The organism is Streptomyces sp. HUAS MG56, assembly GCF_058673395.1.
In genome coordinates this window covers 8,456,661-8,469,202 of sequence record NZ_CM178722.1, presented here as the reverse complement: position 1 = coordinate 8,469,202, position 12,542 = coordinate 8,456,661, and the positions used below count along the sequence as shown (strand labels likewise).

The 12,542-nt window shown below is 70.9% G+C and carries 12 protein-coding genes; 8 read left to right on the top strand and 4 right to left on the bottom strand.

Annotated features, from left to right (window positions below; translation table 11 throughout):
• The first annotated feature begins 154 nt into the window (after positions 1 to 154).
• From AC4OXY_RS39255 to AC4OXY_RS39240, 4 genes are all read left to right on the top strand, one after another.
• Complete coding sequence (locus AC4OXY_RS39255; protein WP_491992084.1) at positions 155 to 1,006, top strand: NmrA/HSCARG family protein; 852 nt, start codon at positions 155 to 157, stop codon at positions 1,004 to 1,006.
• Positions 1,007 to 1,165: 159 nt separating this feature from the next.
• Positions 1,166 to 2,206, top strand: coding sequence for a helix-turn-helix domain-containing protein (locus AC4OXY_RS39250; protein ID WP_491992083.1), 1,041 nt, complete (start codon positions 1,166 to 1,168; stop codon positions 2,204 to 2,206).
• A gap of 37 nt (positions 2,207 to 2,243) precedes the next feature.
• The gene (locus tag AC4OXY_RS39245; protein ID WP_491992082.1) at positions 2,244 to 5,024 is read left to right on the top strand and encodes an ATP-binding protein; all 2,781 of its coding nucleotides are present in this window, start codon (positions 2,244 to 2,246) and stop codon (positions 5,022 to 5,024) included.
• An 83-nt stretch (positions 5,025 to 5,107) separates the two neighbouring features.
• On the top strand, positions 5,108 to 5,269 hold the full coding sequence (locus tag AC4OXY_RS39240; RefSeq protein WP_491992081.1) for a lipase family protein: 162 nt from the start codon (positions 5,108 to 5,110) through the stop codon (positions 5,267 to 5,269).
• An 8-nt stretch (positions 5,270 to 5,277) separates the two neighbouring features.
• On the opposite strand, the gene AC4OXY_RS39235 is transcribed toward AC4OXY_RS39240, so the two are convergent.
• The gene (locus AC4OXY_RS39235; RefSeq protein ID WP_491994612.1) at positions 5,278 to 6,474 is read right to left on the bottom strand and encodes an IS110 family RNA-guided transposase; all 1,197 of its coding nucleotides are present in this window, start codon (positions 6,472 to 6,474) and stop codon (positions 5,278 to 5,280) included.
• Between AC4OXY_RS39235 and AC4OXY_RS39230 the strand changes: the two genes are divergently transcribed.
• From AC4OXY_RS39230 to AC4OXY_RS39215, 4 genes are read left to right on the top strand one after another with little or no spacing between them, the layout of a single operon-like run.
• Positions 6,430 to 7,335, top strand: a complete 906-nt coding sequence (locus AC4OXY_RS39230; RefSeq protein ID WP_491992080.1) for an alpha/beta hydrolase — start codon at positions 6,430 to 6,432, stop codon at positions 7,333 to 7,335. The two genes, AC4OXY_RS39235 and AC4OXY_RS39230, sit on opposite strands and share 45 nt — an antisense overlap.
• 48 nt (positions 7,336 to 7,383) lie before the next feature.
• The gene (locus AC4OXY_RS39225; RefSeq protein WP_491992079.1) at positions 7,384 to 8,634 is read left to right on the top strand and encodes a sugar ABC transporter substrate-binding protein; all 1,251 of its coding nucleotides are present in this window, start codon (positions 7,384 to 7,386) and stop codon (positions 8,632 to 8,634) included.
• Positions 8,606 to 9,505 (top strand): carbohydrate ABC transporter permease, encoded by a 900-nt coding sequence (locus AC4OXY_RS39220; protein WP_491992078.1) that lies wholly within the window; start codon positions 8,606 to 8,608, stop codon positions 9,503 to 9,505. The genes AC4OXY_RS39225 and AC4OXY_RS39220 overlap by 29 nt, the downstream gene beginning before the upstream one ends.
• Before the next feature lie 15 nt (positions 9,506 to 9,520).
• Positions 9,521 to 10,336 carry a carbohydrate ABC transporter permease gene (locus AC4OXY_RS39215; protein ID WP_491992077.1) on the top strand — a complete coding sequence of 272 codons (816 nt, stop codon included), beginning with the start codon at positions 9,521 to 9,523 and terminating at the stop codon, positions 10,334 to 10,336.
• A 21-nt stretch (positions 10,337 to 10,357) separates the two neighbouring features.
• Here the strand turns inward: AC4OXY_RS39215 and AC4OXY_RS39210 are convergent, their stop codons facing one another.
• The 3 genes from AC4OXY_RS39210 to AC4OXY_RS39200 are packed head-to-tail and all read right to left on the bottom strand — an operon-like array spanning position 10,358 to position 12,538.
• On the bottom strand, positions 10,358 to 11,239 hold the full coding sequence (locus tag AC4OXY_RS39210; protein WP_491992076.1) for an alpha/beta fold hydrolase: 882 nt from the start codon (positions 11,237 to 11,239) through the stop codon (positions 10,358 to 10,360).
• Positions 11,240 to 11,283: 44 nt separating this feature from the next.
• Positions 11,284 to 12,006, bottom strand: coding sequence for an alpha/beta fold hydrolase (locus AC4OXY_RS39205; RefSeq protein WP_491992075.1), 723 nt, complete (start codon positions 12,004 to 12,006; stop codon positions 11,284 to 11,286).
• 34 nt (positions 12,007 to 12,040) lie between these two features.
• The gene (locus AC4OXY_RS39200; protein WP_491992074.1) at positions 12,041 to 12,538 is read right to left on the bottom strand and encodes a MaoC family dehydratase; all 498 of its coding nucleotides are present in this window, start codon (positions 12,536 to 12,538) and stop codon (positions 12,041 to 12,043) included.
• Between the last annotated feature and the right edge of the window lie 4 nt (positions 12,539 to 12,542).

Here is a 12,542-nt window from a genome sequence, read left to right as displayed (position 1 = left end):
GGGCGCATGGGCGTCATGACTGTGCGTGCACGGGATCGAGTCCTCGAGCGCCCTTCTCGGGCGAGTCTGCGTCAGGCGCTGTCGTTCGTGACGGATGGTTGCCCCGGGGCCGACTCCAGATCCGATGCCCCGCTGCAGGGAAGGGAGTTCATCCATGGCGCATGAGCCGATCCTGGTGCTCGCCGCGACGGGCGGGCAGGGCGGTGCCGTGACCGAGGCACTGCTCACCCGCGGGGCCCGGATCAGGGCGCTGGTCCGCGACCCCGGTCGCAGTGCCGCGCGGCAACTGGCCGACCGGGGTGTCGAGGTGGTGGCGGGTTCCCTGAGCGATCCCGGGTCGCTCGCCGCGGCCATGAAGGGGGTCGCCGGTGTCTTCGCCTTCACCACGCCCTTCGAGGCCGGTATCGAGGCGGAGGTGGAACAGGGGCGGGCGATCCTCACCGCCGCGGCGCGGGAGAGCGTCCCGCACCTCGTGTTCAGCTCGGTCGCCGGGGCCGACCAGAACAGCGGGGTACCGCATTTCGAGAGCAAGGCGCGCATCGAGGCGGAGCTGACCGCGGGTGATGTGCCGTACACGATCCTCGGGCCGACGTACTTCTTCGACAACGCGCTCGGCGGGGCGGAGCGCATCCTCGAGGGCGTGCTCGATCTGCCGCTGCCGCCCGACCGGCCGTTGCAGCAGCTCGCCCGGCCCGACCTCGGCGCGTTCGCGGCGGAAGTGCTGCTCGACCCTGCTCCGTATTCCGGGCGGCGTATCGAGCTGGCCTCCGACGCCCCCACTCCGGCTCTGATGGCGGCTGCGCTCGGTGCCGCGCTGGGACGGGACGTACGCCACGAGCGCGTACCGCTGACGGCGATCAGCAATCCGGACATGCACGCGATGTGGACGTTCCTGAACGGTCCCGGCTACCGCGTCGACATCCCCGCCCTCCATGCCGCCCACCCGGAGATCCGCTGGACCGGCTTCGCCGACTGGGCGAAGCACATCGGGGTCACCGGAGGCTGAACCGGGCGTCCATCGGCCGACCGGCTCGCCGGGCCGCGCGCACGAGCGCGCCCGGCGAGTCCCGCCGCCCCCCGGATCTCACGCGTTCACGCGATGCGGCGAACCCTCCCCCACTGGCACGGTGTGTCCGGAAAACGCACGTGCCGAAGGGCGGAGAACATGTCGCCGGATTCATCGCTACGGGAACCCGGTCCCCCGGGCACCCTCTACACCACGGACGCGGTGCCCGACCAGCGAAGAAGGACGTACTGGCGCGAGTCCCTGTCCCGGACGTTCGGCGCGGTGGACATGGGCGTTCCCGAGGAGATCGACCGCGGCACGATCCGTACGTCACTCCTGGGCCCGATGCAGGCCGTGACGGTGGACGGCGACCCGCTACGGGCGCTGCGCACACGACGGCTCATCGCGGGGAGCGACAACGACGACTACGTGGTCGTGAAGCTGCTGACCAGAGGTGTGGCCCGAGTCGAGCAGGACACGCGTGACGCCTTGGTACGCCCGGGGCAGCTCTTCCTCTACGACATGGCGCGACCGGTCCGGATGACGATCCCCGAGCGTTTTCAGACGAAGTCCCTCGTGCTGCCGCGCGAGGTGCTGGGTCTGAGCGAGTCGGAGCTGCGGCACATCACAGCGGCTCCCCTCGACTCCGAGACACCGCTCGGCGCGTTGCTGTCGCCGTTCCTGTCCCGGCTCGTGGACACGGCGCAAACGTATCCGCAGCGCACGGCCGAGTCGATCGCCCGCAACGTCGTGGATCTACTTCAGACCCTGGCCGGCGAACGGCTGGGCAGGGCGACCGGGGACACGCAGGACGCCGCGCGGCAGTCGCTGCTCCGGATCCGGGCGTACATCGACTGGCACCTCGCCGATCCCGACCTGACCCCGGACGCCATCGCCCGCGCCCACCACATCTCCGTGCGCTACCTGCACAAGCTCTTCCAGCTGGAGGACATCACGGTCAGCCGGTGGATCCAGCAGCGCCGGCTGGAGCAGTGCCGGCGTGAGCTGGCCCGCCGGGGAGCGGCGGGGCTGACCATCGCCGCGGTGGCGCGCCGCTGGGGTTTCACGAGCGCCTCCCACTTCAGCCGGGTCTTCCGGGCCGCGTACGGGGTCTCCCCCGCCGAGTGGCGCAGCGGCGCCGTACAAGGGCCTCGGATACTCGCCTCGCGCAACGCGCCCCAGCTGCCACATGTGCGCTGAGCTGCCACTTTTGCCATAGTGGGCCTCTGGAGCGCCGGTGTCGCCGGTGCGTGCGGAGGGGAAGGTCACGGTGGCGGGGTCGTGCGGATCGCTGTCCAGAAGCGGTCTGCGTGGCCGGGAGGCCGAGTGGGAGGAGTTGCGGGCGCTGATCGACTCGGTGGCCCGCACCGGGAGCGGCGCCCTGGCCCTCGTCCGGGGCGAGCCGGGAATCGGCAAGACCACGCTGCTCGCCGAAGCCGTCGCCGAAGCCAAGGCGGCGCGGTTCTCCGTCGGGGTCGGCAAGGCCGACGAACTGCATCACATCGTGCCGCTGTCGTCGCTCGCGACCTGCCTCCTGCACGGTGATCGGCCGCTGCTGGTCGGCGACGCGCTGGCCGGTCTCGCGCAGCATCACGATCAGCGGATCCGGCTGGTGGAGCGCCTGGCGGAGGCGATCGAGGAGAGAGCCGACAGCGTGCCGGTGCTGATCGCGCTGGACGACGTGCAGTGGGCCGACGCGCTGAGCCGGTTCGTGCTGAAGCAGCTGCCGCGGCGGCTGCGGACGTCGCCCGTCCTGTGGCTGCTGACCGGACGGCAGGGCGTCGGGGGGTCTGGCGAGGAGATCGTCGCGGCCGTGCGGGCGGAACTCCCGGCGCGCACCCTTTCCCTGGGCCCGCTGTCCGGCTCGGCCATCGGGCAGATCGCCGACGACGCCCTGGGCCGGGACGTGGACGAGCGCGTGCGGGAGCTGCTCGAAGGTGCCGGCGGGAATCCGTTCCTGGCGGTCGAGATGCTCGCCGGGCTGCCGGCCTCCGAGGCCTCGGGTGAGCCCGTACCGCCGAGGCTGGTGTCGGGAGTGCGCGGCAGGCTCATGTCCCTGCAACCCGTCACTTTGCGCTTCCTGCAGATGGGAGCGGTGCTGGGGCGCTCATTCGCCTTCAGCGACGCCGCCGTGCTCTGCGGCGGGCCGTCGGCCCCGCTGATCGGGGCACTCGACGAGGCGGTGCGCGCGGGACTCCTGGACGATGACGGCAACCGACTGGTCTTCCGGCACGATCTGCTGCGTCAGGCGGTCTACGTCGACATCCCGCCCTCGGCGCGCAAGGCGCTGCACCGGGAGGCCGCGGGCCATCTCGTCGCCGCGGGCCACCGGCCGATCGACGCGGTGTCGCACGTCCTACGGGGCGCCCTTCCCGGGGACGAGGAGGCAGTTCGGCTGCTGAGGCGCGCCGCCGACGACGTGCTGCCGGTGACGCCGGGGCTCGCGGCCGACCTGGTGACGCGTGCCCTGGAACTGGTGCCCACCGCACGGCCGTCGTGGTTCGCCGTGGGAGAGCAGGCCATCGTCTGCCTGACCCGAGCCGGCCGCAGTCGTGAGGCGCTGTCGACCGGCGACCGACTGCTGGAGTGCCGGCCGCCCGTGGAGATGCTCGGCCGGCTGGAGGCCGCCCTCGGCGGGACGCTATGGAACCTGGACCTCGCCGAGGAGCTGCGCCGACGGACCGAGACGGCCCTCGCCGTCGGCGGCGGGGCCCCCGAGGTCGAGGCCCGGCTGACCGCACTGCGGGCACTGGCCCTGTCCCGGAGCTACGATCTGCGTGCGGCACGTGAGGCGGGAGAGAACGCGCTGCGTGCCGCGATCACGATCGGGGACCGGGACGCCCATGTGCAAGCGCTCTTCGCGCTCGGCGAGATCGCGCTCAACGCGGGTGAGAACGCCGTCGCCCTGGAGCGTTTCACCGCGCTCAGCGCCGTCGACTCCGCCTTCTTTCCCGAGGAGATCGTCGCATACCAGCACATGGACGACTTCGCGTCCGGCGAGCGCCTGCTGCTGAAGGCGGCGCGGCGCTCCGGAGGGCTCCGCGAGGCCATGCTGCTGTGGGCCCAGGGCCAGCAGCATCTGGGACTGGGCAGGCTCGACGACGCCGACGCCGACTTCGTGACCATGGAGCGCCTGGAGGACGACGTGCGGGTGCCCGTCCAGCAGGTGAACGCGCGTGTGATCCAGTCCTGGATCGCCCTGCTGCGCGGTGAGGAGGGGGCGGCACGGCAGCACCTGGCCGCCGCTCGGGAGAGGCTGGCGGCCAAACCGAACCCGGGCAACACGGCGGCCGTGCGGTTCCTGGAGGCGCTCCACGCCGACGCCGAAGGGGACTTCGCCCTGGCCGTCGAGAGGGTTCGTCAGGTGCAGGAGGAAGGTCCCCTGCTCCGCTGGCGCCTGCTGCGCTGCTGGGTCGACGCCGCGATACGGATCGCCCTGCGCGGAGCGGACCACACTCTGGCGCGGGACCTGGCCGCACAGGCCGAGGCCCACGCCGCACGCAACCCGGCGGTGCCCACGGCGACCGGGGTCGCGGCGCACGCCGTGGGGCTCGTGCGGGGCGACCTGGCCCTGCTGGAACGCTCCGTCGCCCTGCTCGGGGCAGGTCCGCGTCCGCTGGTGCTGGCCTCGGCCTGCACCGACTTCGGTCAGGCGCTGCTGGCGGCGGGCGAGCGGCCCCGGGCGGTGGCCGCCCTGACCCGGGCCCATGCCGCCTACACCGCGGCGGGCGCGCAGGCCGCGGCGGCACGCGTGGAGCGCGCGCTGAAAGGGCAGGGGGGCGATGACCGCCGGCCGGTGAGCGGGCCCCGTCCCGTCCAGGGCTGGGAGGCCCTCACGGCCTCGGAGCAGAAGGTCGCGCGCCTCGTCGCCGAGGGCCACAGCAACCGGGCGGCCGCGGAACTGCTCGTGGTCTCTCCGCACACCGTCAACACGCACCTGACCGCCGCCTTCCGCAAGCTGTCGGTCAACTCGCGGGTGCAGCTGGCCAATCTGGTCCGGTCTCTGCCCGACGGCTGAGCGCACGGTTGGTACGTTCACGCGATGCCGGAGCGGGCCGGGCGCGGTTGGCTGGGAAGCCCACCCACGCGGAGGTCTCCGACGTGCACGGATCCACCCCTGTACCGCCCACCGTCGTCCTCGTGCACGGGGCGTTCGCCGACGCCTCGTGCTGGGCGGGAGTCGTCCGGCTCCTGCACGCCGACGGACTAACGGTGCGCGCCCCGGCGAACCCGCTGCGCGGCCTGGCGTACGACGCTTCCTAATGCTGTTGTCAAGCGGCTGCGGTCACCGGCGGTGTGACTTGGTAGCACCGCCGGTCACGGATCAGGGCCCAGATGACGTTGACGCGTCGGCGGGCGAGGGCGAGCACGGCCTGGACATGCTTCTTGCCCTCGGCGCGTTTGCGGTCGTAGAACTTCCGCGAGTTGGGGTCGTAGCGGACGCTGACCAGCGCGGAGGTGTAGAAGACGCGTTGGAGCCTTCGGTGGTAGGTGATCGGCCGGTGGAGGTTGCCGCTGACCTTGCCCGAGTCGCGAGGGGCGGGGGCGACGCCGGCGAAGGCTGCCAGAGCGTCCGGAGAGTCGAACTCGTCCAGGTCGCCGCCGACGGCTGCGAGGAACTCGGCACCGAGGGTCGCGCCGATGCCGGGGACGCTCAGGATGATGTCGGCGAGTTCGTGCTCGCGAAACCGGCCCTCGATGAGCTTGTCCATCTCGGCGATCTGCTCGTTGAGGGCCATCACCTCCTCGGCCAGGGTGTGGACCAGCTTCGCGATGATCTTCTCCCCCGGGATGGAGGTGTGCTGGCGCTCGGCGGCCTCAACGGCTGCTTCGGCCAGGGTTCTCGCGTTGCGGACTTTGCGGTTGGCCAGCCACTTCGTCAGCCGCATGACGCCGGCCCGGCGGATCGCGGGCGGCGTCTGGTAGCCCGTCAGAAGCCTGAGCGGGCCGGTGTTGGTCACGTCCAGGGCTCGTTCCAAAGCCGGGAACATGCTCAGCAGGGTGCCGCGCAGGCGGTTGACGACGCGGGTGCGGTCCTCGACCAGGTCGGACCGGCGTCCGGTCAGCAGCTTGAGTTCCACGGCGGCCTCGTCGCCAGGGCGGATGGGCCGCAGGTCCCGGCGCATCCTGGCCTGGTCGGCGATGACGTAGGCGTCACGGGCGTCGGTCTTGCCCTCGCCGCGGTAGCCGTCGGAGGCCCGGTTCACCAGTCGGCCGGGCATGTAGAGGACCTCCTGGCCGTGGCTGACCAGCAGGGCCAGCAACAGCGCGGGTTCCCCGCCGGTCATGTCGATGGCCCAGGTGACCTCACGGCCGCCAGCCAGGTCCAGGATGTCACCGATCAGCTTCAGCAGCTCGGGCTCGTCGTTGGCGACCCGCCGCGACAACAGCGTCTTGCCGTCCGCGTCCAGAGCAAGGCCGTGATGGTGGCCCTTGCCGCTGTCGATCCCCGCCCATATCCGGCTCATCATGCTCCTGACGTGCGTATTCGTTCTGCTCGTACCACAGACGACCTCGCCGGCATTGCTCTACACAGCGACTTGTTCGCACTTCCTAATCGGCGGCCGAGTCGTCGTGGGGTGCCGGGCGGCGAAGCGTCGTATGCCACGAGACGGCAGCCGCCTGATAGCCACACCCAGCACCCCTGGGCGACCCAACCCTACGAATGGCTCGATCAACCCGATCAAGAAGGTAGAGCCGCCTGTCTCAGGAGCGTGCTGCGCCGGATCGACGTCCCGGTCGTGCTGGTCGGCCACGGCTACGGCGGGGCGGTCATCACCGATGCGGCCACCGACGCCGACAACGTCGTCGCCCTGTGTTATGTCGCGGCGTTCGGCCTCGATGCCGGAGAGTGCCTCCTGGACGTCACGAGCCGGTTCTCCCCCACACCAGCCGCGGACGCGCTCGTCGGCGCCGCCGTACCCGCCCCGATTCCCGCGGGCTCGGACTCGGGGGCGGACCCGGACAGCGAGTTGTACATCCGCAGGGAACGCTTTCTTCACGTGTATGCAGCTGATCTGCCACCGCATGTCACCAGTGTGCTGTCCGTGACACAACGCCCGATCGCCCGGTGCGCGTTGACCGGCAGATCGGGTCCGCCCTCCTGGGCGGCCAAACAGTCCTGGTACGCCGTCGCCACCGCCGACCGCATGCTCGTCCCCGCCGCGCAGCGGTTCATGGCGCTGCGCATGGCGGCCAACGCCCGATTAATCGACGGTTCGCACGCCGTGCCGCTCTCCCAGCCCGACGCCGTCGCGGCGATGATCCGTGAGGCCGCGTGGGCGAGCATCGGGCCCGGCTCCGGCCACGGGCCTCGACACCCCTTCTGAGCAGGCATATGAGATAGCATCCCGGCTCGTCACTCGGAAGGCATCACCATGACCCAAGCGGCCGGACGGTCGGCGCGGCGCATATCCACGCTCCTCGCAGCCGTAGCCCTCGTCCTGTCCGCCTCCGGCTGCGCGGGCGGCTCCAGGCCCGAGCAGGCCGCGGGCAAGGTCACCTCCCTCACCGCTCTCGACTACTACACCGACGCCGCCGAGCACGCCCAGTGGAGCGAGCGGCTCGATGCCTGTGGCAAGGCCGCCGGCGTCACGGTCGAGCAGCACAGCGTCCCGGGGCCGTCGCTCGTCCCGAAGGTGCTGCAACAGGCATCGTCGCGGACCCTTCCCGACCTGCTGATGCTGGACAACCCCGACCTCCAGCAGATCGCGCAGACCGGTGCGCTGACCCCGCTGGACCGGTACGGCATCGGCTCCGACGGGTTCGCGCAGGGCATCCTGTCGGCGGGAACCTACCGGGGCAAGGTGTACGGACTGGCGCCCACGGTCAGCACCATCGCCCTCTTCTACAACAAGGACATGCTGTCCCAGGCCGGAGTCGCGGTGCCGCGGACCTGGGACGAGCTGAAGGCTGCCGCGGCCAGGCTGACCCGTCCGGGGCGCTACGGCGTGGCGGTGGACGCGAACGCCACCTTCGAGGGCACCTGGCAGTTCCTGCCCTTCCTGTGGTCCAACGGCGGCGACGAGAGGCGTCTGGACACCCCGCAGGCCGCGCAGGCGCTCCAGCTCTGGGTCGACCTGGTCAGGAGCGGATCCATGTCGAGGTCGGTGCTGAACTGGACGCAGGCCGACGTGCATGACCAGTTCGTCGCCGGGCGGACGGCCATGATGGTCAACGGGCCCTGGCGGATATCCGAGATGAACGAGATCAAGAACCTCCACTGGGGCGTGGCCCCCATCCCCGTCCGCCAACCGGGGCAGACCCTGGTCACGCCGCTCGGCGGCGAGGTGTGGACGGTCCCGCAGAACGCCTCGAAGGCCCGACAGGCGAAGGCGGCACAGATCGTGGTCTGTCTCAACGGCTCCGACCGCATGCTGGCCCTGGCGAAGCAGAACTTCACCGTGCCCTCCCGTCCGGACGTGGCGTCCCGCTATGCCGAGCAGGTCCCCTCGATGGCGGCCTTCGTCAAGAGCGTCGAGCGGGCTCGCGCCCGCACCGGCGAACTCGGCGTCAGGTGGCCCCAGGCGGCGACCGGCATCTACACGGCCGTCCAGGCCGCGCTGACGGGCGAGCAGACACCGCGGGAAGCACTCGGGTATGCGCAGCGGATCGCGACGGCTTCCTGACCGGATCGCCCGGTGGGGGTTCCTCGCCCCCGCCCTGGCCTACCTCCTGCTGTTCTTCGGCTACCCGATCGCCGACAACATCGCGATGAGCTTCCAGCGCTACACGGCCACGACGTTCTACACCGGTGCCGCCCCGTTCGTGGGGCTGCGGAACTACACGGAGGTCATGTCGTCGGACGAGTTCCCCAAGCTCGTGCTGACCACAGCCCTGTTCACCGTCGGTTCGCTCGCTGGGCAGTTCGTGCTCGGGCTGGCCCTCGCCCTGTTCTTCCACCGCCGGTTCCCGCTCGGCGGCGTGCTGCGCTCGCTCCTGCTGCTGCCCTGGCTGCTGCCGCTGGTCGTGTCCGGGACGACGTGGAGGTGGATGCTGGACACCGACACGGGAGTCGTGAACCGCGCGCTGCGCGACCTGCACCTGCTGTCGACGGGCATCCCCTGGCTCACCGGCACGTCACAGGCGCTCGTGTCGGTGACCCTCGTCAACGTGTGGGTGGGCATCCCCTTCAACGCCACGATCCTGTACGGCGGGCTGCGGGACATCCCGGTCCACCTGTACGAGGCGGCGCGGCTGGACGGGGCCGGCCGGCTGGCGTCGTTCCGCCACATCACCTGGCCGCTGCTGCGGCCCGTGGCCGGCGTCGTGCTGGTGCTGGGCGTGGTCTACACGGCCAAGGTGCTGGACATCATCCTCGTCGTGACGGGCGGGGGTCCGGCCGGCGCCACGCAGACCCTCGCCACCGGGGCGTACCAGCTGTCCTTCGAGCAGTTCGAGTTCGGGCGCGGCGCCGCCCTCGGCAACGTCCTCGTCGTACTCTCGCTCGCCCTCGCCCTCGTCCACCTGCGCGCCAACCGCCGCGCCCTGAACGCCTGAAGGGAGGCCGAGTCCGTGAAGCGCGCACCCGCACAAGGCCGGATGTCCACGCTCGCAGGGATCGTCCTGCTCGCGCTGATGCTGTTCCCGGTGTACTGGATGGTGAACGTCTCCCTGCAGCCGGCGGGCAACGCCCTGCGGGCCGGCTGGTTTCCCGTCCACCCGGACTTCAGCGGCTACGCCACCGCGCTGCGCGAGCAGGGGAACAGCCTCGTCACCAGCCTCGTCGTGGCTCTCGGCAGTGCGGTGCTGAGCCTCTCACTCGCCGCTCCGGCAGCCTACGCCCTGGCCCACTTCCGTCTCCGGGGAACCACCGCCGTGCTCTTCGCCGTCCTGGTCACCCAGACGGTTCCGGGCATCGTCGTGGCCAACGCCCTCTACGGCGCCTACAACGAACTGGGGCTCCTGAACTCCCGCTTCGGGCTGATCCTCGCCGACTCGACCGCCGGGGTGCCCTTCGCGGTCCTGGTTCTGCACGCGTTCATGCGGGCCATCCCCAGGGAGATCATCGAGGCCGCACGTGTCGACGGTGCCGGGAGGCTGCGCGTCCTGCGCTCCGTGGTGCTCCCGCTGAGCACCAACGCCCTGGTCACCGCCGGCGTCTTCACCTTCCTCTTCGCCTGGAGCGACTTTCTCTTCGCCCTCACCCTGAACACCACGGACACGGTACAGCCGGTGACGCTCGGCATCTACCAGTACCTGGGCGCCCACACGAACCGGTGGAACGCCGTCATGGCCACCGACGTGCTGGCCTGCATCCCGGCGGCGGTGCTGCTCGTCCTCGTTCAGCGCCGCATCGCCGCCGGGATCACCAGCGGAGCCGTCGGATAAGGGCACACCCGGGAGTGCCGGTCAGCGGACGGTCTCGGCCGCCTCGGTGATCACGCGGGTGACCACGTCGGGGCGCGTGACCAGGGACAGATGGCCCGCCGGCACCTCGGTGATGCGCGAGTGCGCGCGCTCGGCCATCGCCCGCTGTTCGGCCGGGGGGATGACGTGGTCCGCGGTGCCGACGACGGCCCAGGAGGGCAGGGTCTTCCACGCGGATGCGTCGGAGGGCTCCGAACCGGCGCTGACCGCGAAGGGTCGCTGACCCGCCGCGAGGAGCCGTGCCTGGGCGGTGGGCACGCCGTTGGCGAAGCAGTCCTGGAAACCCTTGTAGGCGCCGTTCGGGGCCCACTTGAGGTAGGCGTCGACGTCGCCGGACGGTCCTGCGGGGTACGGAACCAGGTTCAGGAACGTCGTCGGTTCGGCCGTGACACACGAGCCGGGCTGGGCCGCGTTGATCTGGAACACGGTCTCGCCCTCGTCGGGGATGTACGCGTCGTCGTACACGAGCGCCTTCACGTTGGCGCTCTTCGCGGCCGCGTCGGTGATGACCATGCCGCCGTAGGAGTGGCCGACCAGGACCACCGGGCCGGGGATCGTCGCCACGAACGAGGCCAGGGTCCGGGCGTCGTAGGAGACCCCGCGCAGCGGGTTCGGCGGGGCGTACACGGTGTAACCGGCGTGCTGTAGGCGGGCGATGACGCCGTTCCAGCTCGATGCGTCCGCCCAGGCGCCGTGCACCAGCACGATGGCGGGCTTCGCACCGCCGTCCGTCTCGGCCGCCGCCGCGGTCGCGGGTGCGGCGGTCACCTGGGAGGTGACGGCGAACACCGTGGCGGCGACCACGACGCAGGACCCGGCGAGGAGGCGCGCCCGTCTCGATCTCGGGCGAGGAAGGGATCTCATGGGTATCTCCGGTGAAGTGCGAGGAGTGACAGGGTGGTTGCGGGTCAGGCGCTGATGCTGCGGACGGCCTCGCGGATCAGATCCGCGACCTCCTTGGGGTGCGCGAGCATGACGAGGTGCGAGGAGTCGATCTCGACGGTGGTCATGCCGGCCCGCTGGTAGCCGAAGCGCTCGACGTCCGGGTTGATGGTGTGGTCCGAGGACGACACCAGACCCCAGGACGGCTTGGTCTTCCAGGCCGCGACCGGAGCCGCCTCGGCGAAGGCCGCCCCTGCCAGGGGACGCTGGGAGACGGCGAGCGTCCTGGCGAGGCCGGGGTCGACGTCGGCGGCGAAGATGGCGGGGAACTGGTCGATGTCGACCGTCACATCGGTGCCGGGCTCGTCCGAACCCTCGACTGGGAAGGGCGTGAAGACGAGCGCCGAGGCCAGGTCGGAGTCGGGGAACCGGCCCTGCAGTTCGCCCAGGCTCTCCCCCTCCTCAAGGGCGTACCCGGCAAGGTAGACCAGGGCCTGGACGTTGTCCTCGGCACCGGCGACGGTGATGACGGCGCCGCCGTAAGAGTGCCCCACGAGGACGACGGGACCGGGGATCCGGCGGACGATCGAGGCGATGTAGGCGGCGTCACCGAGGAGACTGCGGTTGGGGACCGCCGGGGCGAGCACCTGGATTCCGTCGGCCAGCAGTTCGGGGATGACGCGCGCGAAGCTGGAGGCGTCGGCGAAGGCTCCGTGCACCAGGACGACGGTGGGTGTGGACGTGGTCATGGATGTTCCTTACAGGAGTTGCGGATACGCCGATTCAGGCCGTGCGGCGGAGCAGGTACTTGTGCTGTCCCGACAGCACGAGTTCGCCGCGCTGGTTGTGGATGGTGGCGGCCGTGACGACGACGCCGTTGTCGCCCCTGGGTTCCAGTGCGGTGATGGTGAGAGCGGGGTACAGGGTGTCCCCGGAGTGCACCTCCGCCAGGAAGGTGCAGGACAGTTCGAGGAAGCTGATGAAGACCTCGCCGATGAAGTGCGGGAACAGAGTGGCTCCGGGCGCGGTGAAGGCCAGCACCTGAAGTCCGTGCACCACGGGCGCGGGGTGGCCGCGCTTGCGGGCCCACTCGACGTCGTAGTGCACTGGGTGGTTGTCCGCGGAGACCGTCTGGAACGCCGCGGCATGGGCGTCGGTCAGGGTCCGGCTGGGTGCCCGGAAGACCTCGCCGACGCGCAGGTCCTCGAAGGTCCGGGCTGGTACGACGAGGAAGTCGTCGGGGTCGAACTCGGTGGTGCCCGCAGTCGTCTGGTCAGTCATCGGT

Excerpts from the sequence above, each read along its gene's own strand:
- AC4OXY_RS39255 (WP_491992084.1), top strand. The coding sequence starts at position 155 with ATGGCGCATGAGCCGATCCTGGTGCTCGCCGCGACGGGCGGGCAGGGC.
- AC4OXY_RS39250 (WP_491992083.1), top strand. The coding sequence starts at position 1,166 with ATGTCGCCGGATTCATCGCTACGGGAACCCGGTCCCCCGGGCACCCTC.
- AC4OXY_RS39230 (WP_491992080.1), top strand. The coding sequence starts at position 6,430 with ATGGTGGCCCTTGCCGCTGTCGATCCCCGCCCATATCCGGCTCATCAT.
- AC4OXY_RS39235 (WP_491994612.1), bottom strand. The coding sequence starts at position 6,474 with ATGAGCCGGATATGGGCGGGGATCGACAGCGGCAAGGGCCACCATCAC.
- AC4OXY_RS39225 (WP_491992079.1), top strand. The coding sequence starts at position 7,384 with ATGACCCAAGCGGCCGGACGGTCGGCGCGGCGCATATCCACGCTCCTC.
- AC4OXY_RS39220 (WP_491992078.1), top strand. The coding sequence starts at position 8,606 with ATGCGCAGCGGATCGCGACGGCTTCCTGACCGGATCGCCCGGTGGGGG.
- AC4OXY_RS39210 (WP_491992076.1), bottom strand. The coding sequence starts at position 11,239 with ATGAGATCCCTTCCTCGCCCGAGATCGAGACGGGCGCGCCTCCTCGCC.
- AC4OXY_RS39205 (WP_491992075.1), bottom strand. The coding sequence starts at position 12,006 with ATGACCACGTCCACACCCACCGTCGTCCTGGTGCACGGAGCCTTCGCC.
- AC4OXY_RS39200 (WP_491992074.1), bottom strand. The coding sequence starts at position 12,538 with ATGACTGACCAGACGACTGCGGGCACCACCGAGTTCGACCCCGACGAC.